At 43.4% G+C, this 23341-nt stretch carries 24 protein-coding genes, 3 tRNA genes and 1 riboswitch; of the genes, 4 read left to right on the forward strand and 23 right to left on the reverse strand.

What is annotated here, in order from left to right; genetic code table 11:
- Positions 1-125: 125 nt before the first annotated feature.
- The 4 genes from QNM16_RS17680 to orn form a co-directional block, all read right to left on the reverse strand.
- Positions 126-201, reverse strand: a tRNA-Gly gene (locus QNM16_RS17680).
- A gap of 37 nt (positions 202-238) precedes the next feature.
- Positions 239-314 (reverse strand) — tRNA-Gly (locus tag QNM16_RS17685).
- 111 nt (positions 315-425) lie between these two features.
- Positions 426-501 (reverse strand) — tRNA-Gly (locus QNM16_RS17690).
- A 115-nt stretch (positions 502-616) separates the two neighbouring features.
- Positions 617-1162 (reverse strand): oligoribonuclease, encoded by a 546-nt coding sequence (gene orn / locus QNM16_RS17695; protein WP_023397748.1) that lies wholly within the window; start codon positions 1160-1162, stop codon positions 617-619.
- Between the two features lie 174 nt (positions 1163-1336).
- Here orn and rsgA point away from each other — a divergent pair, with 174 nt between their 5' ends.
- Entirely contained in the window at positions 1337-2389 is a 1053-nt protein-coding gene (rsgA, locus tag QNM16_RS17700) for a small ribosomal subunit biogenesis GTPase RsgA (RefSeq protein WP_063368189.1), read from the forward strand.
- Between the two features lie 87 nt (positions 2390-2476).
- On the forward strand, positions 2477-3343 hold the full coding sequence (asd, locus tag QNM16_RS17705) for an archaetidylserine decarboxylase (protein WP_284021717.1): 867 nt from the start codon (positions 2477-2479) through the stop codon (positions 3341-3343).
- Positions 3344-3405: 62 nt separating this feature from the next.
- Here the strand turns inward: asd and QNM16_RS17710 are convergent, their stop codons facing one another.
- From QNM16_RS17710 to QNM16_RS17745, 8 genes are all read right to left on the reverse strand, one after another.
- A complete protein-coding gene (locus tag QNM16_RS17710) occupies positions 3406-4158 on the reverse strand; it encodes a HesA/MoeB/ThiF family protein (protein ID WP_284021718.1) in 753 nt (250 codons plus the stop codon).
- Positions 4158-5675 (reverse strand): thiamine phosphate synthase, encoded by a 1518-nt coding sequence (gene thiE, locus QNM16_RS17715; protein WP_284021719.1) that lies wholly within the window; start codon positions 5673-5675, stop codon positions 4158-4160. The genes QNM16_RS17710 and thiE overlap by 1 nt, the downstream gene beginning before the upstream one ends.
- Before the next feature lie 17 nt (positions 5676-5692).
- Positions 5693-6490, reverse strand: coding sequence for a thiazole synthase (locus QNM16_RS17720; RefSeq protein WP_284021720.1), 798 nt, complete (start codon positions 6488-6490; stop codon positions 5693-5695).
- On the reverse strand, positions 6491-6688 hold the full coding sequence (thiS, locus tag QNM16_RS17725) for a sulfur carrier protein ThiS (RefSeq protein ID WP_284021721.1): 198 nt from the start codon (positions 6686-6688) through the stop codon (positions 6491-6493).
- Entirely contained in the window at positions 6685-7707 is a 1023-nt protein-coding gene (locus tag QNM16_RS17730) for an FAD-dependent oxidoreductase (protein WP_284021722.1), read from the reverse strand. Before QNM16_RS17730 ends, thiS begins: the two co-directional genes overlap by 4 nt.
- 50 nt (positions 7708-7757) lie before the next feature.
- Entirely contained in the window at positions 7758-9710 is a 1953-nt protein-coding gene (gene thiC, locus QNM16_RS17735; RefSeq protein WP_039607610.1) for a phosphomethylpyrimidine synthase ThiC, read from the reverse strand.
- A 172-nt stretch (positions 9711-9882) separates the two neighbouring features.
- Positions 9883-9984: riboswitch (TPP riboswitch) on the reverse strand.
- A 32-nt stretch (positions 9985-10016) separates the two neighbouring features.
- Entirely contained in the window at positions 10017-10424 is a 408-nt protein-coding gene (locus tag QNM16_RS17740; protein ID WP_284021723.1) for an META domain-containing protein, read from the reverse strand.
- A 97-nt stretch (positions 10425-10521) separates the two neighbouring features.
- The gene (locus QNM16_RS17745; protein WP_063362876.1) at positions 10522-10911 is read right to left on the reverse strand and encodes an acyl-CoA thioesterase; all 390 of its coding nucleotides are present in this window, start codon (positions 10909-10911) and stop codon (positions 10522-10524) included.
- 107 nt (positions 10912-11018) lie between these two features.
- Here QNM16_RS17745 and QNM16_RS17750 point away from each other — a divergent pair, with 107 nt between their 5' ends.
- The gene (locus QNM16_RS17750; protein WP_284021724.1) at positions 11019-13133 is read left to right on the forward strand and encodes a TonB-dependent receptor; all 2115 of its coding nucleotides are present in this window, start codon (positions 11019-11021) and stop codon (positions 13131-13133) included.
- Between the two features lie 46 nt (positions 13134-13179).
- On the opposite strand, the gene speD is transcribed toward QNM16_RS17750, so the two are convergent.
- From speD to QNM16_RS17790, 8 genes are all read right to left on the reverse strand, one after another.
- Positions 13180-13989 (reverse strand): adenosylmethionine decarboxylase, encoded by an 810-nt coding sequence (gene speD, locus QNM16_RS17755; protein ID WP_039607607.1) that lies wholly within the window; start codon positions 13987-13989, stop codon positions 13180-13182.
- 86 nt (positions 13990-14075) lie between these two features.
- Positions 14076-14489 (reverse strand): OsmC family protein, encoded by a 414-nt coding sequence (locus tag QNM16_RS17760; RefSeq protein WP_063368107.1) that lies wholly within the window; start codon positions 14487-14489, stop codon positions 14076-14078.
- A 68-nt stretch (positions 14490-14557) separates the two neighbouring features.
- Positions 14558-14896: a DUF3802 family protein gene (locus tag QNM16_RS17765; protein WP_187301397.1), complete on the reverse strand. Its 339-nt coding sequence runs from the start codon at positions 14894-14896 to the stop codon at positions 14558-14560.
- Positions 14897-15091: 195 nt separating this feature from the next.
- On the reverse strand, positions 15092-16564 hold the full coding sequence (gene astD, locus QNM16_RS17770) for a succinylglutamate-semialdehyde dehydrogenase (RefSeq protein ID WP_284021725.1): 1473 nt from the start codon (positions 16562-16564) through the stop codon (positions 15092-15094).
- Between the two features lie 13 nt (positions 16565-16577).
- Complete coding sequence (gene astA / locus QNM16_RS17775) at positions 16578-17606, reverse strand: arginine N-succinyltransferase (protein ID WP_284021726.1); 1029 nt, start codon at positions 17604-17606, stop codon at positions 16578-16580.
- A gap of 85 nt (positions 17607-17691) precedes the next feature.
- Positions 17692-18903, reverse strand: coding sequence for an aspartate aminotransferase family protein (locus tag QNM16_RS17780; protein WP_284021727.1), 1212 nt, complete (start codon positions 18901-18903; stop codon positions 17692-17694).
- A 323-nt stretch (positions 18904-19226) separates the two neighbouring features.
- On the reverse strand, positions 19227-20402 hold the full coding sequence (locus tag QNM16_RS17785) for an HDOD domain-containing protein (RefSeq protein WP_284021728.1): 1176 nt from the start codon (positions 20400-20402) through the stop codon (positions 19227-19229).
- 45 nt (positions 20403-20447) lie between these two features.
- On the reverse strand, positions 20448-21029 hold the full coding sequence (locus QNM16_RS17790; protein ID WP_284021729.1) for an anthranilate synthase component II: 582 nt from the start codon (positions 21027-21029) through the stop codon (positions 20448-20450).
- Between the two features lie 274 nt (positions 21030-21303).
- Between QNM16_RS17790 and QNM16_RS17795 the strand changes: the two genes are divergently transcribed.
- On the forward strand, positions 21304-21459 hold the full coding sequence (locus QNM16_RS17795; protein WP_284021730.1) for a hypothetical protein: 156 nt from the start codon (positions 21304-21306) through the stop codon (positions 21457-21459).
- 46 nt (positions 21460-21505) lie between these two features.
- On the opposite strand, the gene QNM16_RS17800 is transcribed toward QNM16_RS17795, so the two are convergent.
- From QNM16_RS17800 to QNM16_RS17810, 3 genes are read right to left on the reverse strand one after another with little or no spacing between them, the layout of a single operon-like run.
- Positions 21506-22021, reverse strand: a complete 516-nt coding sequence (locus QNM16_RS17800) for a DUF2489 domain-containing protein (protein WP_284021731.1) — start codon at positions 22019-22021, stop codon at positions 21506-21508.
- The gene (gene yihI / locus QNM16_RS17805) at positions 22018-22596 is read right to left on the reverse strand and encodes a Der GTPase-activating protein YihI (RefSeq protein WP_284021732.1); all 579 of its coding nucleotides are present in this window, start codon (positions 22594-22596) and stop codon (positions 22018-22020) included. The genes QNM16_RS17800 and yihI overlap by 4 nt, the downstream gene beginning before the upstream one ends.
- Positions 22597-22622: 26 nt before the next feature.
- Positions 22623-23273, reverse strand: coding sequence for a class I SAM-dependent methyltransferase (locus QNM16_RS17810; protein WP_284021733.1), 651 nt, complete (start codon positions 23271-23273; stop codon positions 22623-22625).
- Positions 23274-23341: the final 68 nt, after the last annotated feature.

Below are 23341 nucleotides of genomic sequence, written 5' to 3' on the forward strand. Positions count from 1 at the left end.
GAGCTAGTGCCGCTTCATAGTTTGCTCTAAATTGTCCGCTGGAGCGCGACAGGTCGCGTCTAACGTTTTAGCAGCTGAGCTAGTGCCGCATCACATTTGCTTATTATTTAATAAGACTTTTTTGTTGGAGCGGCACACGAGGTTCGAACTCGTGACCTCGACCTTGGCAAGGTCGCGCTCTACCAGCTGAGCTAGTGCCGCATCACATTTGCTTATTATTTAATAAGACTTTTTTTGTTGGAGCGGCACACGAGGTTCGAACTCGTGACCTCGACCTTGGCAAGGTCGCGCTCTACCAGCTGAGCTAGTGCCGCTTCATAGTTTGCTCTAAATTGTCCGCTGGAGCGCGACAGGTCGCGTCTAACGTTTTAGCAGCTGAGCTAGTGCCGCATCACATTTGCTTATTATTTAATAAGACTTTTTGTTGGAGCGGCACACGAGGTTCGAACTCGTGACCTCGACCTTGGCAAGGTCGCGCTCTACCAGCTGAGCTAGTGCCGCTTCATAGTTTTGTTTTAACAAAACCCGCTCAAAAAAACTCGCTCTTAGTCTTAAGAGCTTGTCGTTTCAAGCGGGGCAGGATTCTACAAGATACAAAATGCTTTGCAAGCTTTTTTTATAAATTGAAGAATTTTTCTTGATAAACCTTCAACTCCATAATGGAGTCTTTGATATCGTCCAATGCTAAATGCGAGCTTTTCTTCTTGATATCATTTAAAAGTTCAGGTCGCCAACGCCTTGCAAGCTCTTTAATCGTGCTCACGTCAAGGTTGCGATAATGGAAGTATGCTTCAAGTTCTGGCATATACTTGTGAAGAAAACGACGGTCCTGCCCGATGGAATTACCACACATAGGTGATTTACCCGGTGGCACCCACTGCTTCAGGAAGTCGAGTGTTTGTGCTATCGCGTCTGCTTCGCTAAAAGTACTTGCTTTACAGCGCGCTGTTAGCCCTGAGCGGCCATGTTGATTCGTACACCACTCATCCATATTATCAAGCAATTCATCACTTTGATGAATGGCAATCACTGGACCTTCAGCAAGCACATTTAAATCGCAATCTGTTATCACAGTTGCAATTTCGAGAATTTTATCTGTTTTAGGTTCTAGCCCTGTCATCTCTAGGTCGAGCCAGACCAAGTTTGATTCATGAAAAGACATACACTACCTTAACGGTACTTTCCTTTAGATCCAATGCAATTAGATATATCATATTAGCTTCATCACTCGACCAAAAGCTTTTTTTTACAAAGCGGGGCATTTTTATTGAGTTATAGCCTATGAATGGCTTATACACCAATCATTCGCAATAATTCGTCTCGTGAGTTTACAGATATGGCAAAACGAAAAAAACTCAGTCATGGCCAATCCAGACGGATTAAGGCCAACCAACAGAAGCGTTTGGCTAAAGCCAAACATAATGAAACCGCTGAATTACAGTGGCAATCAGACAACCTCGGCCCCACCGAGCCGGCTATCGTTGTAAGCCGTTTTGGTCAGCATGCAGATATTGAAGTAGAAGATGGCGAAGTACTACGCTGTAATATTCGCCGTACCGTGAACAGCTTAGTCTGCGGTGACAACGTTATTTTCCGCCGCGCAAAAGTCAGTGAGGGCGATTTAGCAGGTGTCATTGAAGCCGTTGAAGAAAGGCGCACACAGCTCACGCGTCCAGATTTTTATGACGGTGTCAAAGTCGTGGCCGCCAATATAGACCAAATTCTAATGGTCTCCGCGGTAGTGCCAGAGTTCACGCCACAGATCATAGACAGATATTTAGTGGCCTGTGAAGATATGGGCATCGAACCTATTCTACTGCTTAATAAAATTGACCTATTAGACCCAGAAGGTCTCGAATATGTCGACGAAGTGCTCGATATCTACCGTGAATTGGGCTACCGCGTCTTGCTGGTCAGTAATAAATCAGGGGAAGGCATCGACGAACTCAAAGAGTTATTAAAAGACAAAAACAACATATTTGTTGGTCAATCCGGTGTAGGGAAATCTACGCTGGTTAACACGGTTTTGCCTGATGCAGATATCTTAACTCAGGAAGTATCTGAAAACAGTGGCTTAGGGCAGCATACAACCACAGTATCTAAACTTCATCACTTACCAACTGGCGGTAACCTTATCGACAGCCCAGGGATCCGTGAGTTTGGCCTGTGGCACTTGGAAGTAGAGCGCGTTACTTGGTGCTTTAAAGAATTCAGAGAGTTTATCGGTGGCTGTCGATTTAGAGATTGTAAACACCTTAACGATCCGGGCTGTTTGATCACCGAAGCTGTAGAACAAGGTAAAATCAGTGAACTGCGCTTTGATAGCTATCACCGTATTTTAGAATCAATGGCCGATGGCCGTGCAGGTGCGCGCGCGCCAAGAGTTTGATACTATTCATTATCGGTTTTAGGTAATTTATGTAATTAACGCCAATGGCAGCGACGGTGCAGTTGGCAGGTACTTCAGGAAAATAATGTGAATTTGGATAAAATTAAAATTGCTCTGCAATATGCGCTTCCTAAACATGCAGTATCACGTTTAGTGGGTAAACTCGCTGCAGCCCAAGCTGGCGCACTGACAACTCAGTTAATCAAGCTATTCATTAAGCAATATAAAATTGATATGACCGAGGCATTGCACGAAGATCCTGCGCATTATAAGACGTTTAATGAGTTTTTTACTCGCCCGCTGAAGCCAGGTATTCGTCCGTTAGCCACTGAAGAGCATATCATTGCCCATCCTGTTGACGGTGCAATCAGTCAACTTGGCGATGTAGTCGATGGTCAGATCATTCAAGCAAAAGGCCATGATTACAGCTTGCAAACGCTATTAGGTGGTAACGAGCAAGATGTTGCGCCTTTCCTAGGTGGTAAGTTCGCTACGATTTATTTAGCACCAAAAGATTATCACCGCATTCATATGCCAGTAGATGGCGTATTAAAAAAGATGATCTATGTGCCCGGTGACCTATTTTCTGTTAATCCTCTAACGGCACAAAATGTACCCAACTTATTTGCACGCAACGAGCGAGTAGTCGCCATTTTTGATACCAACATTGGTCCACTGTCGATGGTGTTAGTGGGTGCAACCATCGTAGCAAGCATTGAAACTGTATGGGCAGGCACTGTTACGCCACCAGCTGGCAAAGATGTATTTAGTTGGGATTACCCAACGACAGGGCCACAAGCCATTAAATTGAAAAAAGGCGATGAAATGGGCCGCTTTAAGCTGGGCTCAACTGTAATTCTATCGTGGGGTGCAGACACTGCTGAATTCCTGGCGGATCAACAGCCCGAAACAGTAACAAGAATGGGCACGCCATTTGCGACCATCAATCAATAACAACTAAAAAGGCCCGCTCTGGGCCTTTTTGTTATCTTCACCTGCACTTTGCACAAATGAGTTTAATTACATACCTTACATGCTGGGTCTTTCGCTAATGCAAACCGTCTTTGCATCAGTGTTAATGCGTCAATGCTGACAAAAAAACTTTCCCCTTGTTGCAAACCCAATATCGCATTACACACGGCTTGTGCTTGCATTGAGCCAACCATACCCAGTAACGGACTCATAACCCCAGCATTTTGACAGTTAAGTCCTTCAGTACTTTGCTCCGACTCCGGAAACAAACATGCATAACAGGCGCTGTGCTCGCGGTAATCAAAAAATCCAAACTGACCACTGGTCGCCTGCGCTGCGCCCGAGATCAAAACTTTGCCATTATCAAAGCAATATTGATTGAGTAAATAGCGTGTGGTGAAGTTATCACTACAATCCACCACCCAATCAACGCCAGTTAATTGCGCTTCAATGTTGTCTTTAGAGAGGCGAAGGTTATACGGGTTAAGTTGAATATCATTGTTCAAACTGGCCAACACTTTTTTAGCAGCAAGACTTTTATCCTGCCCCAAGTGATTAACCTTATATAGTATTTGACGCTGAAGATTCGACAGCTCAACCTTATCATCATCATAGAATGACAAGGTGCCAACGCCGCTGGCCGCCAAATAAAATAACACCGGGCTACCGAGTCCTCCGCAGCCAATGACTGCTACATGCGCCGATTTGAGCTGTTTTTGACCCGTTTCTGACACTTTGTCTAACAAGATATGGCGGCTATATCTCAGCCGCTCTCTATCGGTTAATTCTTCGCTCATTACTCGCCTATGGCCTGCTTAAGGTTGATAATAGCTTGCTCTGGTGACTGCGCTTCGGTAATGGCACGAACCACAGCGACACTGCCTACCCCCGTCGCTGCAACTTCACTAGAGCGGGCCAAATCAATACCGCCAATGGCAACTGTCGGGTATTCAGCACGCATCAATGGCACAAAGTGACGTAGTTTTTCCAAGCCTTGGATCTGCCCTGTCATATCTTTTGTGGTTGTTGGATAAATTGCGCCAAAGGCTAGGTAGCTAGGGCGATAATTATGCGCACGTAGCATTTCATAAAAACCATGCGTCGATAGGCCTAATCGCAGCCCAGCTTGTTTTATGGCATTTAAATCAGCAACATTTAAGTCTTCTTGGCCCAAATGCACACCGTATGCACCATGTTTTATTGCCAGTTCCCAGTGATCATTGATAAACACACGACCGCCATAGGTGTTACCAAGCTCAATTGCTTTGGCAATATCCTGCTCAAGGGTCGGAGAGTCAGCATCTTTTATGCGTAACTGGACCGTTTTAACGTCATTTTTTAAACACAGCTCAATCCAATCAACGCTATCCACTACCGCATACAGGCCTAGCTCACCTTCAATGGATGCAAATCCAGCCGCATAGTTGTACTCATCAGGTACTAAAAATTCAAGCTCATCACCCAACCAGCTGCCTGGCTCTATCACCTGAGGGTAATCAGCAATAGACTCTGGGAAATGAGTATGGGCAACAGGCCCAATCCCCTCACCATAGCGTTTAGCAGCTTTAAGCCCAGCATTGATATAGGCTTTACCCAAAATAAAGGCATCTTTAAGTGGATAACCTTTTGCCAAACAAGCCGCAATAACCGAGGACAAGCTACACCCCGTACCATGTGTATGCGGTGTATTAACAGACTCATTGCCAAGCCAGTATTCTTCTTCATGATGCCAGCAGTAATCTATGCAATATCCTTTCGGGTAATCCCAATGGCCGCCTTTAATCACCACAGACTTTACCCCAAATGACAGCAGCTTTTGTGCCGCCTCTCGCACCGCATCAGGTCCAATCAAATAGACGCCCGTCAATAACTGCGTTTCATGGGTATTTGGCGTGATCACATCCACTAAAGGCAGTAAGTGAGTTTTTAGTGCATCAACCGTGTCTTCTTCTGTCAATGAATCACCACTGGTCGCAATTGCCACCGGGTCGTACACAATGACAGGCGGCGTTTCCCAACGCGCCTTATAGCGTGTCAAATGCTCAGCAATCAATTGAATTTGCTGTACATTGGCCAACATTCCTATTTTTATTACCGCAGCCGGCATATCCGACTCAAGCGCCAATAGCTGCGCTTCTATGACCTCTGTTGATACCACATTTAAAGACTCTACACCTAGACTGTTTTGTGCGGTCAATGCCGTAATTGCTGTGCAACCATGTACGCCAAAGCTGTGCATCGCTTTTAAATCTGCTTGCACACCTGCGCCACCACCGGAATCAGAACCTGCAATACTCCATACAACTTTTGACACTTGGACTCCTCATTTTATTAATCTTGATGCCAAAAAGGCATGCCCATAGTAGGCGTTGAAGGCGCTGCGACCTCTTTTTCTGGCATTGCTTGCGCAACATAGCCCATACGACCCGCTTCCACAGCATGAGAAAATGCTGCAGCCATCTTGACCGGATCGCCGGCACCTGCAACAGCACTATTTAATAGCACGGCATCGTAACCTAATTCGAGTGCTTGGCAAGCATGGGAGGGCAAACCAAGTCCAGCATCCACAATCAAGGTTTGCTCAGGTAGGCGTTCACGGATGGTCTTCAAGTTATAGGTATTAATGAGCCCTTTACCGGTCCCTATCGGCGCGCCCCATGGCATAAGTACTTCACAACCAAGATCCGCTAAACGCTGACATAACACTAAGTCATCAGTGCAATAGGGTAATACTTTAAAGCCTTCTTTGAGCAATATATCAGTCGCTTCTAACAAACCAAAAGGATCCGGCTGTAAATTATATTCATCACCGATTAGCTCTAGTTTTATCCAGTCAGTATCAAATACTTCTCGACACATTTGCGCTAAAGTAACGACTTCTTGCACACTATGGCAGCCTGCAGTATTCGGCAGCACTTTAAGTCCCGTTTCTTTTATCAACTGCCAAAAGTCTTCACCTGCAGAAACCGAGTTTTGTCTACGCAATGAAACAGTCACGATTTCTGCTTCTGAGCTTTGTATTGCTTGCTGCATAATTTGCGGCGAAGGGTAAAGCGCAGAGCCAATCAAGAGTCGGCTATTAAAATACTCACCATAAATATTAAGCTGTTCAGAATGTGAATTAATCATCTAACCCCCTTGAATAGGTGAGAGCACTTCAATGCTGTCCCCCTGACTCGGGACGGTATCACCAAGCCTTGCTGAGGGCACAAACTGCCCATTGAGTGCCACTGCAAATGGCGGCTTTGCGCCTTTACTGACGATAATTTGCTGCAAAGACTGCGCGCTTTCAACACGGATAGTCTCACCATTATAAGTTAGATTCATAGTAGCCCCTTTGAAAGTGCTTGTTGTACAACAACTGGCGCAAGTAAATACCCATGACGATATAAACCATTAATTGAAATAACATTATTTTGAACTTCGATATGCGGATGATTATCGACAAACGCAGGCCGCAAACCGGCATTTAAGGACATCACTCTTCCTTCAGCAAAACCACTATGTACCGTATAAGCCGCTGATAACAACTCCAATGTAGAGCGCACAGTAATGTCATTTGCATCTTGAGACTCTATCTCAGTTGCACCAATCACATATTGATGGTTTGGCTTGGGCGCAATGTAAATGGGGTAACGCGGATGCATTAAGCGTACTGGGCGCTGTAAATTCACTTCTGGTGCAAATATACGCGCCACCTCACCACGCACACCGCGTAGCCCAGGCTTATCTTGCTTAGCCCCCACCCCTCGGCAATCAATGATCCAATCGAATGCTTGACCATTGACTTTATCTGCTTCGATGTTGGCTGCTTGAGTAAATTGAAAATCGACACCACGACGGTACAGCGTCTCATAGCTACTTGTAAAAAAAGCGAAATTATCTAATTGCCCTTCACAGGGTAAAAACAGCCCTTGGTTAAATTTGTCGCCAAGCTCAGGTTCTAACGCAGCAATTTCACGTTGACTCACCCGTGTTGCTTGATGTTCATCCAAAGGTTTTAAACGCTGTTCGAAGCTCTGTAGATCGCCTCTATCTTGTTGGTGTGCGACGATTAAACTACCTTGCTGCTGAAAAAATACCGGTGTGTCTAGCTTTTTAAGTAAACTTGGCCACAAAGCAATGCTTTTCAAGCCTTGCTCAGCGAGTATTCGGTCACAAATCACTGATTCGGCCAAAGGCGCTAACATAGCGGCGGCCAAAGTGCCGGCACCCGTTTGCGCATCTTGCGGATCTTTTTCAAAAATGGTGAGCTGATAACGATCCATCAGCTCCAATGCCGCGACTCTGCCAACTAAGCCAAACCCAACGATAGCAACGGATGGTTTTGCTCCGTACTCTGTCATGAGGATTCCAGTTGTTGTGCGCTGCAGCACTAGACTGCAGCGCTATAAAGTTAAATAGCTTTGTGATAAATCTCAGAACCAGAGCTCTTAAACTCTTCTGATTTCGCTTTCATTTCAGCTTCAACATCAACCATTTTAATTTCAATCGCATCACCCACATTATTCGGGTCAATACCACGCGCTTCTAGCTCTTTTGCATAGTCACGAACGTCTTGGGTAATTTTCATCGAACAGAACTTGGGCCCACACATTGAACAGAAATGTGCTACCTTGCCTGACTCTTGTGGCAGTGTTTCATCGTGGTAAGACAAGGCTCTTTCAGGGTCAAGACTCAAGTTGAATTGATCGTGCCAGCGGAATTCAAAACGCGCTTTAGATAACGCATTATCGCGTATCTGTGCACCACGATGGCCTTTTGCTAAATCAGCAGCATGTGCGGCAATCTTATAGGTAATTAAGCCTTCTTTCACATCCTCTTTATTCGGTAAGCCCAAGTGCTCTTTTGGTGTCACGTAACACAGCATCGCTGTACCATACCAAGCAATCTGCGCCGCGCCGATACCAGAAGTAAAGTGATCATAACCAGGGGCAATATCCGTTGTCAGTGGGCCAAGCGTATAGAAAGGCGCCTCATGACAGTGCTTTAATTGCTCGTCCATATTCTCTTTGATCATATGCATTGGCACGTGGCCTGGGCCTTCAATAAAGACCTGTACATCATGCTCCCACGCAATTTTTGTCAGCTCACCTAATGTGCGTAGTTCAGATAACTGTGCGTCATCATTGGCATCTGCAATAGAACCCGGACGCAGACCATCACCTAGAGAGAAACATACATCATACTGCTTCATGATTTCACAGATATCTTCGAAGTGCGTATATAAGAAGTTTTCTTTATGGTGTGCAAGACACCACTTCGCCATAATTGAACCACCACGAGATACAATGCCGGTTACACGCTTTGCCGTCATAGGCACATAGCGCAGCAATACACCTGCATGGATGGTAAAGTAGTCAACACCCTGCTCAGCTTGCTCAATTAAGGTATCGCGGAAAATTTCCCACGTCAGATCTTCTGCAACCCCGTTTACCTTTTCAAGCGCTTGGTAGATAGGCACGGTACCAATTGGTACTGGCGAGTTACGCACTACCCACTCGCGGGTTTCATGGATATAGCGACCTGTAGAAAGGTCCATCACGGTGTCAGCGCCCCAGCGCGTTGACCATACTAGCTTTTCTACTTCTTCTTCGATTGATGAGGTGACCGATGAATTACCAATATTGGCATTCACCTTTACCAAAAAGTTACGACCCACAATCATAGGCTCAGATTCAGGGTGGTTAATATTATTTGGAATTATCGCTCTACCACGCGCCACTTCTGAACGAACAAACTCAGGTGTGATGAAGTCTGGGATCTCAGCGCCAAAAGACTGACCCTCATGCTGCTCTGCCAGTAGCTCTTCACGAATTTTTGCACGACCCATGTTTTCACGGATAGCAACAAATTCCATTTCAGGTGTGATAATCCCCTGGCGAGCATAGTGCATTTGCGTTACGTTTTTGCCCGGCTTTGCACGGCGTATCTTAGGTAGATTTTCAAAACGGATATGATCTAAACCTTCATCAGCCATACGTTGCTGAGAAAACTTTGAGGTTACTGAGTCTAACAACTCTGTGTCGTCACGATTTACGATCCAATTCTCTCTATACTTTGGTAAGCCTTCACGGACGTTTAGCGTAAACTCAGGATCTGTATAGGGACCTGATGTATCGTACACTCGAACTGGCTCATTTTTTTCATAGATAGGTTCTTCTTCTGTGCCCCCAACAAAAGAGTCGTTCAATGAGATCTCTCTCATTCCAACACGAACACCATCTTGCTCTCCATCCACATAGATTTTCTTTGAATTAGGAAAGGGTTGGCCTTTAAGGTTATAGATAAATTCTGAAGCCGCTTCGCGTGACTCGCGACGTGACAACTTGCTACTGTTATTTGACATGACATGCCTCATTGTTAGTTAAGGTGTCTTGTCAGAATTCCGAAAGGAAGAGATAGGGTTCACTTCTCTAAACCATATAAAAAGTATAGCTAGGCAGTGATGTTGGTGGAAAAATTTATTAGCACGACACTAACAAACTTGGCAGCCTTAACATCCATACACTTTGGTACAACCATCAAGGCAGCTTGTTCCCTACGCAGGCATTAACCTGATCAGGTCCACGGATCCCGCAATACAGCGATCTCAGCCCAAAAGGGCACTCCGACAAGTAACGAATTGAGACAAAGTCTACTGAATGTCATCTCATTAGTCAAAGCGACCTTCAACCAATTTAAAGCGCCATTCAAGGTCTGAACTTAAAATCAACTCACTTTGTGTATGCTGCATAGGCGCACCAATTTGGAGCATGTTTAAAAATGCATCCTCTCGCTTGTTGGTCGCTGCATCACATAACTTTCTGGTCATACCAATATTAGATACAAATAATTGTCCGTCTTTGATTTCAGCTTGGCCAAAAAAGCGATTGCAACCAGCAAAACCATTAACACGAAAAGCATCTAAAAATTCGATACGGATGGGGTTATTTTTGACGTTCGTATCATCTGATATAAACTGCCAGCTTGAATATTTGAGTGTGTCTGCGTTTACCGTCCCTGTACTTGAGCATCCCATCAAAACCACACTCAACAAGCATAATAAAAAGGAATATTTCATGGTAAACCAATCGTTTGATAATCATTGCTAATTATAACGCTTGGCAGCACAGAATAGGCAGTAAAAATATGTAATAAATTGCCTATCCTGTTAAAAATTACGAAAATAGTTGCTCAATTTCCTGAGGTAGGAACGGACGGCCGCGCTCATTGACAGATGTACCTGTTACGATCGCATCCAACATCAATTTATCATCTCGGCTTCTTAGTACTTTTTGATGAAATGCAAACTTCAGTTTACTGACTTTTTCTACTTCAACTTCAACATAAAACGCATCACCTGGTCGAAGTGAATCTTTGTAATTCATCTCAGAGCGGATCACAACCAAGTTCACTTTTTGCTCAGCCAATGCTGCGAAATCGATATTTTTATGCGCTAGAAATTCATGACGCGCATGCTCTAAATAGTTAAAATACACACTGTTGTTCACGATCCCCTGCAGGTCACATTCATAATCTCTTACTTTAAAGTCAACTTTAAACGTCATCATTCGTCCTCAAATTAGATTGCAAAAGTTTATAACACAATTTTTCAGTCATCTGGTCGGGCTTTTGCTAAACTAGTGCGCAACTAACACGGGACATATATAAACGAATGAAATTAAAACTCTCTTTACTCACCATGGGTCTGATGGTGGCATTTTCTAGCTTAGCGAATGAGACAAACTCTAAGGCAACAAATAGCATTGAAACCATTGAAGTTAGTGGCGACTTTCAGCAAGAATCACTACAAACATTAAGTGCAAGTGCCTCTGTCTTTGGTGAAACGCAAATTACTACACGTGGCGCTAGCTACTTAGATGAAATCCTAAACAGCGCAGCCAATGTCAACTTTACTGCTGGCGCTTCTCGTGGACGTTTTGTGCAAATCCGCGGGGTTGGCCTGCGCTCACAATTTGTTGATCCAATCACACCCAGTGTGGGCGTTTTAATCGACAACATTAACTATTCTGGCCTAGGTGGCAGTGCGTTGCTATTCGATACAGATCAAGTCGCCATTTATCGAGGTCCTCAAGGCACTAAATTTGGTGCAGACGCCATGGGCGGGATCATTGATATTCACTCAAATTCACCCACCCAAGAGCCCAGCCTCAACCTTAAATTAGGCGCTGCAAATTATGGTACACACGAAGCGGGCGTCGCGGTCGGTGCAGGTCTGACTGACACGGTTGCCGCACGTGCCAGTATTTATCAAAAGCAATCTGATGGCTTTGTAGAGAATGTGTACTTAGACGAAGACACTCAGGATTTAGATGAAAGCATCGCAAGATTTAAACTCAATTATGCTACGAGCGACGATTTAAACCTAGCCTTTGCCTATCACCACATTGATATTGAGAATGGCTATGATGGCTTTACTTTAGACAATACACGTCAAAGTGTTGCAAGCCAGCCCGGTCAGGATACACAACAAAGTGATGCATTCTCTTTAACCGCTGACTACACAGGATTATCTTCTGTCGACATTGAAGTACTTACCAGTGGTCTGCAAGCTGATACCGTATACAGCTATGATGAAGACTGGGTTTGTGCAGATTTAGCACAACCGTCACTGTGTGAAGCTGGCCTTCACCCAGATCATATCGCTTACTATGGCCAGTACTTTGACAAGTATGCGAGAGACCATGAGAGAGGCTCGGCCGAAGTAAGAATTAAAAGCAAAGATAAGTCTTGGGTTATTGGCGTAGTGAGTCGCAGACATGATGTCGATTTAGACCGTAGCAGAGGTAAACATGGTGACTTCCCAGCACAGTTTAAATCTAACTTCGAAACACAAAACCATGCCTTATTTGCACACAAGGTCACACAGCTACAAGATGATGTCAGACTAATCACAGGTATTCGCGTTGAGTCATATTCAAGTGATTACATGGACAGCAATGCATTCGACCTAGATACAGATGATACTATGATCGGCGGTAAAGTGGCGCTTGAGTACCAAGTTGTGCCACAAACAATGATCTATACCAGCTTAAATCGCGGTTACAAAGTGGGTGGTGTGAACGGTGAAGCACTCGCCAAAGCAAAAGATGATGGCATTACAATTCCACAATCAGGCTTCACCTTCGACCCAGAGTACCTCTGGAATCTTGAGTTTGGTGTTAAAGGCCAATCTGAAGACAAGCGCCATACTTTAAGCCTTAGCGCATTTTATATGCACAGAGAAGACATGCAATTAAAGCAATGGCAATTAGAAGGCGTGCAATTTGCCGGCTTTATTAGCAATGCTGGTAAGGGCACAAATTATGGCCTTGAAATCGAGGGCAGCAGCCAACTGCTTGATGCGCTGTCACTGCAATATAGTGTGGGTTATTTAGATACCAAGATTGAGGATTTTATTACTGTTAATGGCGACGATTTTGATGGCCGCGAACAAGCACAGTCACCTAAGTATCAATATGCCTTTAGCTTTGTCTATGACGTTACCAACAACATCAGTGCACAATTAGGATTTGAAGGTAAAGATGACTACTTCTTCTCTGATAGTCATGACTCTCAAGCACCAAACCAGAACCTGGTCAATGCCAGCGTATCCTACTACAGTGAAAGCTGGAGCTTAACGGCATGGGGGCGTAACTTAGCTGACAGAGACGTACCTGTACGGGGCTTCCAATTTGGTAATGACCCAAGAAATGGCTGGGCAACGGATACTTATGTGCAGTATGCTGAGCCTCGTGTATATGGCTTAACATTCAATTATACACTTTAATAAAAAAACGGCGCTTAAAGCGCCGTTTTTACTGTTATCTGTGACTTTATTCTGGATCCGGTAAATTTCTACCGTAAAAGACTTCTTGAATTTCACGATTTAATTTATTACGGATCTCTTCTTCTTCCTCGTCAGTGAGCTCATCCGTTGTAATACCAAATAGATAGGTATTCAAATCAGTTTCTTTAAGCATCATCTTAGTGTGAAACAAGTTCTCTTGATACACGTTCACGTCGACCATTTGGTAAGCGTCTTTTGTATCTTCAGTCATAAAATTCTGAATTGAGTGAATTGGGTGATCAATATAATGTTTTACACCATTCACATCACGGGTAAAGCCACGTACTCGGTAATCGATTGTCACCACATCTGACTCAAGCGAGTGAATTAAGAAATTCAGCGCTTTAAGCGGAGATATAATGCCACAGGTAGAGACTTCAATATCCGCTCTAAACGTACAGATCCCATCGTGAGGGTGCGCTTCAGGATAAGTATGAACACAAATATGGCTTTTATCCAAGTGGGCCACAACTGAATCAGGTAAAGGTCCAGGTGTTTCCTGAGAGTGCGGCATCGTCCCCTCAACTGGCTCCTCAGATACCAAAATAGTCACACTTGCGCCCTGCGGGTCATAATCTTGACGAGCAATGTTCAAGACATTCGCACCAATAATATCGACAACTTCCTTAAGAATATCCGTTAAACGCTCAGCGCTATACTGCTCGTCAATATATTCGATATATTCTTTTCGCTGTTGCTCAGTTTTGGCGTAGCAAATATCGTAGATACTAAAGCTTAAACTCTTTGTTAAGTTGTTAAAGCCGTGGAGTTTAATTTTATTAAAGGGCTTGTTCACGATAGACCCACCTTAAAACAAGAAAATCTGCGCTGCAGAACTAAAAGTTCGCGGATTTTATACGAAAAGTAACAGCTTAAAAAGCGTTATTTTTCTTCGCTTTGTACAACCTCGTGGGTATGCGTAATTTCCACTGCTTTTTCAAGCATTAAGGCAACTGAGCAGTACTTTTCGGCAGACAAATTCACGGCGCGCGCAAGATGCTTCTCAGACACATTGTCACCCGTAACTACAAAGTGTAGATTGATTTTGGTGAATACTCTAGGCGCAGACTCTGCACGCTCTGCAGAAAGTTTGACTTCCACACTCTCTACAGATTGCTTTGCCTTCTTAAGAATGCTGACAACATCCACAGATGCACAACTGCCCGCTGACATTAATACCATCTCCATCGGACTAGGTGCTGCACTATCAGCACCCGCATCAAATACCACATTATGACCAGAGTGAGAGCGGCCTAAAAATGTATCACCACCAACCCATTTTACACTTGCTTGCATAGTACACCTTCTAAAACCAATAACACCGCCATAAGGCGGTGTTATTAAAAATATTAATCTATTCCAGTTTACTGAATGGCAGAATCAAATAAATTTTTAACCAAACCAGCAAACTCTTCGATAAACTCTTGTTGTTCTTCTGTCACACGTTGATCAACAACACTTGATAACACTTCCTGTAGGTCGTACACAATGCCATCAACTTCACGTACGATCAAGCCGCGCTGCTCGGTTGATAAGCCAGTGTGCTGTTCACACAAACGGATCACATGTTCAGCGATAACGTCTTCAATTAATTCAACGACCTTAGGTGCATTCGGCTTAACCACACCCGGCTTTTCAAACAAGGCTAAATTTTGTGTCAGATACATGACTAACTCATCATATCCTTGTTTATCTAAAACCATATATTGCCCACCTGAGTTTACCAATGACATCTCCTATTGATTTAAGCAGAAACTCGATCTGATTGCTACTTTTGAGCGACCCTGAAAAATAAAAAAAGCAGCAAATGCTGCTTTTTAAGAATAAAGCGTGAGACTTAATCTCCGCATCACAACATTGCATTTAGCCATATTGTGAATTACCTAATGCAGGTAATTTTAATCTAATGATAGGCCTGGACTCAAGCTTCCTGGTAATGTAACTTTTTCAAGTTCAACAGAAGCAACTGGGTATGCGCAGTAATCTGCTGCATAATATGCACTTGCTCTGTGGTTACCAGATGCGCCAATACCACCAAATGGTGCGGCACTTGATGCACCCGTGATTGGACGGTTCCAGTTAACAATACCCGCACGAATACGACGTAAGAAATGGTCATAATCTGCTTCATTGTCACTCAATAGACCTGCTGATAAACCAAAGCTGGTATCATTCGCAAGCTCAATAGCCGCGTCGAAGTCAGTGTAACGGAATACTTTCAATAGCGGACCGAAGTGCTCATCATCAGGGAAGTCAGCAACCTTTGTACATTCGATGATGCCAGGTGTAACAAAGCCAGTACCCGCTGTGTGCGTCAGCTCAAGTAAGCTCTCTGCGCCAAGGTCGATAAGTTGCTGCTGTGCTGCAACCATACCAGCCGCCGCCGCTTCAGAAATCATAGAGCCCATGAAAGGCTGATCAGCATCGTCAAAGTTACCAATCTTAATCGCTTTCGTTGCACGTAATAGCTGCGCTAGGATTGCATCGCCCTGCTCACCTTGAGGCAAAAACAGTTTACGCGCACAGGTACAGCGCTGACCACTTGAAATAAATGCAGACTGGATAATGTCGTGTACAACCGCTTTAGTGTCTGTCACGTCTTTAACGATTAATGGGTTATTACCACCCATCTCAAGCGCTAAGATTTTGCCAGGCTGACCGGCAAATTGCTCATGCAGGAAATGACCTGTGCGAGATGAACCCGTAAAGAATAAACCATCGATACCTTTGTGTGATGCAAGTGCTTTACCTGTGTCTACTTCACCCTGTACTAGGTTGATAACACCTGCTGGTAGACCCGCTTTTTCCCAAAGCTTTAATGTCAGCTCAGCAACAAATGGCGTTAATTCAGACGGCTTAAATACCACAGTGTTACCAGCTAACAATGCAGGTACAATGTGGCCATTAGGCAAGTGACCAGGGAAGTTATAAGGACCAAATACCGCAACAACACCATGTGCTTTATGGCGAATAACAGCACGACCTACAGGCATTGCATTTTCTACTACACCTGTACGCTCATGATATGCTTTTTCTGAAATGGCGATCTTACCGACCATTGCACCCGCTTCAGTACGCGTTTCCCAAAGTGGCTTGCCTGTTTCTTTGGCAATTGCGATTGCAAGCTCTTCGCTATGCTCTTTCAAAACCTCAGCAAAACGTTTAACTACGTCTAAACGTGCTTCAAAGCTCAGGTCGCTCCACAGGTAATAAGCTTCGCGTGCTGATTTTACTGCGCTATCAACCTGCTCTGCGGTTGCTGCGTTTGCTGACCAAATCTGTTCATTATTTGCTGGGTTTACAGATGCAAACTCTGCACCTTCACCCGCTGACCATTTACCATTGATAAATTGTGCTGCATGTGTTGTCATAATTCTTTCCCGATTAAAGAGTTGCGATGCTTACAGTGTCGCCTTCAGTCACCTGAAGCGCATTTGCCAATTCAGCCGAAATGGTGATTTCCTCACCGCTTTGCGGCACATCTAGCTCAACTGCCGTAGCACGATAGCCTGCTAGTTTATCATTAGCAATAAGCACTGGGGAACCATTTGTCTGTGCTGGTACATTTTCAGCAATACGCACCTTAAAGAACTGCGTTGCACGAATAGTACGAATATTATCGACTTTAGCTTCTACCGTTGGACCCGCATCAAAAATATCGACATAGCCATTAAACGTGAAGCCTTCGCTTTTCAGTAATTCAATGGCAGGTCGTGTATTGTCATGCACTTCACCAACCACCGCCTGCGCTTCTTCACTGAGCAGGTTTACATAAATCGGATACTTTGGCATCAGCTCTGCAATAAATACTTTCTGACCAATACCAGTTAGGTAATCTGCTGTAGGGAAGTCCATTGAAAAGAAGTGTTCTTCCAACCACTTCCAAAATGGGCTACTACCATTTTCATCAGATACACCGCGCATTTCCGCAATGACAGTTTCTGCAAAGCGTGATTTATGTTGATTGATAAACATAAAACGAGATTTAGATAACAGCTTGCCGTTGAAGCCTTTACGGTACTTATCTTTTAAGAATAAAGTACATAATTCTGTCGCACCGGTATAGTCGTTACACAGCGTCAGAATATCCACTGCTTTATAAACATTTAAAGTGCGAGAAGAATGGATAACTTTACTTAAATGATAGTGATAAAACGCGTCATCTAACCCCACTGCAGCTTCAATTGCACTGGTACCGACAACCTCGCCCGTCTCTAAGTCTTCAAGTACAAATAGGTAACCCTCATCAAAAGGGACATCTGTTTCTTTACCAAAAGACGTCATAGAACGTTCAATTTTGTTTTGTAACAACTCTTCATTTAGAGGTAATGAAGTAAAACCATGCCCCGACTCTTGGGCAATGTTCAAAAGCGCTGGATAATCGCTTTTTTGGATTGGGCGAAGGATCATCATGAGCCCGCTTACTCCTCAGTAAACCTTTAGACAGGTGACGCTCTATCGAGCGTCACGTTGGTTATCGCTTGGTTTGTGCGACAACTTATGCGTTATTTTCTACAACGCGAGCAACTGCTTTTTCAAAGCGTGCCATACCTTCACGGATATCCGCATCAGAAATAACAAGCGATGGTGTAAAGCGCACTACGTTAGCACCAGCAACCAGTGACATAACGCCTTCTTTAACACCTTCAGTTAAGAACTCTTTTGCTTTACCAGCATATTTTTCAGTTACAACACCACCGATCAATAAGCCTTTACCACGAATTTCAGAGAATACGTTGTATTTGTCATTGATTGCAGTTAGTAACTCACGGAAAAGTGCTTCTTTTTCTTTTACGCCATTTAATACTTCAGGTGTATTAACTGTATCGAATGCAGCTTCTGCAACCGCACAAGCCAGTGGGTTACCACCGTATGTTGAACCATGAGTACCAATTTTAAGGTGCTGTGCAATTTCAGTTGTTGTGATCATGCCACCGATTGGGAAACCGCCACCAAGTGCTTTTGCTGTTGTTAAAATGTCAGGTGTTACACCTAAACCTTGGTATGCATATAACTCACCCGTACGACCTACACCGGTTTGTACTTCATCAAAAATAAGTAGTGCATTGTGCTTGTCACACAACTCACGAACACCTTTAGCAAATTCAGTTTCAGGTGAAACAATACCACCTTCACCTTGTAAAGGTTCCATCATTACAGCACAGGTATTGTCAGAAATAAGTGCTTCAAATGCAGCTAGGTCATTATAGTCACAGTGAACAACATCGCCTGGCTTTGGACCGAAACCATCAGAGTATGCAGCTTGGCCGCCTACTGTAACCGTGAAGAAAGTACGACCGTGGAAACCTTTGTTAAATGCGATAATTTGTGACTTTTCAGCGCCAAACTTGTCTAGTGCCCAACGACGAGCAAGTTTAAGTGCCGCTTCATTCGCTTCTGCACCAGAGTTTGCAAAGTAAACTTTATCTGCAAACGTTGCATCGGTTAGTTTTTTAGCCAATCTAAGTGCTGGCTCGTTAGTCATGACATTTGATAAGTGCCAGATTTTTTCGCCTTGCTCTTTTAATGCAGATACAAGTGCAGGGTGACAATGACCCAAACAGTTTACAGCGATACCACCTGCGAAATCGATGTATTCACGACCTTCTTGGTCCCAAACGCGAGAGCCTTCACCTTTGACAGGGATAACAGCAGAAGGTGAATAGTTAGGTACCATTACTTGATCGAATAATTCACGATTAATAGTCATTTTAAATCCTCATTTTAGCGAGTTCAGCACTGACACATGGGTACTCGGAATTACAAAGAATTACCTTCAGCAACACTGTAAAAGATCCGAAATTACCCAAATCGGCGCAAATTTCATACGCACATTATTCCAAAAAAATGCCGGAATGTCTCATATAAAACACTCCTGTAACCCTTGATATTCAAGGCTTTAATATATTCTTTCAAGAACAGTGAATAACTATTAACGTCGTGATTGGATACGACCCCACCATACAAGGATTTTAGTCGATCCTTACCAATGGGGCGAATGAATGAATAAGCGTGAAAAAATTTCCAGTTTTTTTACAAAATTGTCAGCTGGAGGCTTTGTAATGACGTTTTGGCCAACAATTTTTCTTCTTGAGCGGTTAAACCTAAGTAAGTAAACCAATCTTTGGCTTCATCCTGCTCAATCAAATGACTGTCTTTCAAAAGCTGATATTGTGCATACCCATACGCTTTTTTCAGAACCTGCGTTAATGGCAGTAACTCAACTGGATTGTTATTCATGTTTGGCAGATAACTTTGCGCAAATTCCGACATAGCGGCATTAAATGGCAAGTATTTAAATGACATCTGTTCAATCAAACGCTGAGAAACCACTGGGGCATGCTCAATTAACAAGTTACGTAAAAACAGCGGATCAGGACCCAACTCTAATAACGCAGTGTGTAAGTCTTTTTGGCTTTTGTCTCTGGCAATTTTAACTTTTCCTTGCCAAACACGTTCATAAGTTCTCAAATATAAGCGTGTCAGGGCAATTTTTCCTAAATCTAATAACATTCCCAGTGTAAACGCATGTTGCTCTTTCACATCATATAGAGGGGCTAATGCTTTTGCAGCAATTGCGCTCGCCATACTCACATCTCTAAGCTTTCTTTTAAGCAGTGGAAATGGCTCGGTTGAATGTGGCATCCAATGGCGCACGGCAAACGTTGGGATAACCATCTGTAGATTTTCCAAGCCTAGATAGCGAAGCGCTAATGCTGGCGTATCAACTTTAACAGAGGTACCTTTACTATTTACTTTTCGGTATTGGGGCAAATTCACCAGGGAAACAAGGTCCCGGCCAAGCCATGATAAATCATTTACTAACGGCTCTAAGCGCCCCACTGATGCAGACTTTACGGCTAAAATATCCAATACCGTTGGCACTGCATCTTGAATGCCAACCACATCAGTATAGATCGAATCTAAATCACTTAGTTGAGTTTCTATCCCACTTTCAATAACTTGATGTAAATGATTACTTGCCTTAGCGATATATTTGTGATGACTGGTGCTTTTCTCTTGACGTTTAGCAGCTGCTGCCAGCTCGACTTCGAGCATAGTACGTTGTGGGATAGATTCCCCGAAATTCATGTCAAATGTATGGATATAACCTATCTGCTGCTGTGCAAAATTATGGCTAATTAGAACGTCATGTGCACGCTGAGCGATAGCTTGAGCAATGTGCGACTGCCTAATATCTTGTGTCATCAATTATAATCTTTTTCGGTATATTAAAAGAAAGCTCTTTAAAGGTTAGAAGCGAGCAATAAAGTTATCAAGTAGTCTTAAACCATACTCGGTTAAGATTGCCTCGGGATGGAACTGCACGCCTTCTAATGCAAGGTCAGTATGACACAAGCCCATTATTTCATCTAGCTCATTAGAGCTGGTTTGCGTCCAAGCAGTAATCGCTAAGTTGTTTGGCAAGGTCTCTGCATCCACGGCTAAAGAGTGGTATCTACAGACATTGAACTGGCTTGGTAGCCCTTTAAACATCCCTTGATCTGCATGGTAGATACGTGACACTTTACCATGCATCACAGATTTAGCTTTCTGTACTCGTGCCCCCATTGCCTGTGCGATTGTTTGGTGACCAAGGCACACACCTAGAATCGGAAACTGCCCTTTTAACTGTTGAACGACTTGCAAAGATATTCCAGCTTCATTTGGGCTGCAAGGACCCGGAGAAATCACGATATGTGCAGGGTTTAACTGCTTTATCTGAGCAATGGACACTTCGTCATTACGCTTCACAACAACATCTTGATCTAACTTTTGAAAATACTGGACAAGGTTAAACGTGAACGAATCGTAGTTATCTATCATTAATAACATTCCGTCTTTACCTCTAAACTTTTTAGACTCACCATTTTACTTACTACATTAAACTCAAAGTACTTCTTCACTACGACTAACACCGTAGTAAGATGGCTCACACCCCGCTATTGGCTGCATCATAACACAATTTGTAATTTCACTGGCATAACCTCTCTCACCATAACCCCCTATCATATAGAGGGTCGCACATACGCTGTTACATAAGAAAATAGACAACAGAAGGCAAATAAAAATAGTATGGAAGAGCACTAAAACAATAAGGAATTAAAAAATGAAATTCACAATCAAAAAGAAACGCATTAAGAACCTATCTAGTGAGCACGCAATCAACACCCAAAAAACCAAACAGGTAGCTGGCGGTGCAGTATTCCAATCACCTGATAACGACTTTTCAATCGGTCAACAAAATACTTGTAAAACGGCTTAAACACCAAACTCAGCTGGGCCGTAGTCAGCCCAGCTGCAATATGTCATTATTGAAACACAACGTTTTCACTGCCCGGTAGAGCTTTAAACTCTTCTAGCAATTTGTCGCAATCTTTTAATATTTGTGCCTCAAGTCGCTCTTCAGCACGCCAGCGCTGCGTATCCATTTTGAAGATTTCCTTTTTTGAATACTTTTTGCGAGCATCGTGTGTCGGCATTTCTTTAACTTCATCATACATCTCAAAAACACCTGGATAGGTTTTTTCTAAAGCAACTTCAGAATCAAAGCTATATTGAGATATCAATACCCAAACACGTAAACACCCTTCAGAGTACTCACACTGCTTTTGCTTCATTGCTTTTGCAATCAAATTAATGCTATCTGCTAATTTACCATTGCGCTCTTGTCTGGATTTTTCCAGCTTCTTCACCTGCTCTTCTTTCAATTTAGCAATCGTGTCCTTTTGAACTTTTAGTTGCCATAATAGTTTGCCTGCATAAAATGCCAGACCTGCAACAATTAAAGCACCAACGACTAATGCGACCACCCAAATCGTGCTCATCGCTCATCCTCGTCATCATCTAACCACTCATCCGCCAGATCATTACTGACAAAATCAGCTAATGGATCAGCCTCAATCATATCTTCTTCTTCAAACTCATCATCTATGCCAAGAATTTCGCATAACTCTTGGTGACGAGCGATCGCGCGATTGAAGAACTTGGCATCTTTGCCTGTCAGTAACTCCCCATGTTCATGACGCTCTAATAGCTTCATTAAACGCTCATCATTTTCTAGCTGCTGTAGCTCTTCTTCAAATGTTAGCTCTGGCTCATTCGCCTTGCTGAGTATGACTTGTGGCGTCAAATGACGTTTCAACTGCGGCTCAGCCTTAGGTGTTTGTACTTCAGGCGTCAGTGCAATTTTTTTCTTACTGCCTACACGCGGATCTGTTTGCGTTCCAGTTTGAGATTTAATCTCAATCTTGGCTTCCTGGGCATTACGAGACCCTGCCTTATTCCCTTTATTCTTTTTTGTGCGTTGCTCTTTCATAGCACGCAATTCACGAAGCTTTTCCTTACTTAATCTCGGTGTGCCATTTTCACCTAATTTGCGTGATTTCTTCTTTCTAGTCATGCTTCTCTACCATCTACTTTAACCGACTATTGTTTACTTAGAATGATCACATCATTCCCAATAAACTCTAGCTTGGTGCCAAATTGCTTTGCTACATACTCAAACGTTTCGCGACTAAAAAATGAAATATGTGTTTGGTCATTTTTATAATGCCAAGATGCAAAACGTGTTGGATCTATGACAAGCTTGGTCATCATTGCAAGGGGTGCTTGAGGCTTCAACATCGCCACTAGCTGTTCAAATACAGCTTTAGGCCGCGCTATATGTTCAATCACTTCTGTACATGTGATGAAATCATATTGCGCATTTAAAACCATCGGGGTATTTGCATAATATAAATCATACAAGGCGACTGAGTGCCCCGCCTCTTGAAACATCTTGGCCAATAAAGGTCCTGGACCACAACCAAAATCAAGCCCTTGTTGATGATTTGGCAAACGCGCGTTAATCGGTTCGAATACCCGCGACAGAAAGCGACGATAACCCATATCATGCAAATCATTTTCATGACTATCATAAATGGCTTTTTCTTCTTGCGGTGATAATCTGTCACATGGCGCGACACTGACTAACTTACAGTGCTGACACTGCCAATAATCACGAAATTTGTCTCGATGATAGTGTTCTAGCGACTCTGATTCACAGAGGCCACACTGAAGCGTTTGTGGATTTTGCAAAGATGATGAACCAAACCTGCTTAAAAGGAGTATTGTAACAGCAATTAAAAAGTGTACAAATAAAAAGA

This window comes from Pseudoalteromonas umbrosa (assembly GCF_030125375.1).
In the GTDB taxonomy this organism is placed as follows: domain Bacteria; phylum Pseudomonadota; class Gammaproteobacteria; order Enterobacterales; family Alteromonadaceae; genus Pseudoalteromonas; species Pseudoalteromonas umbrosa.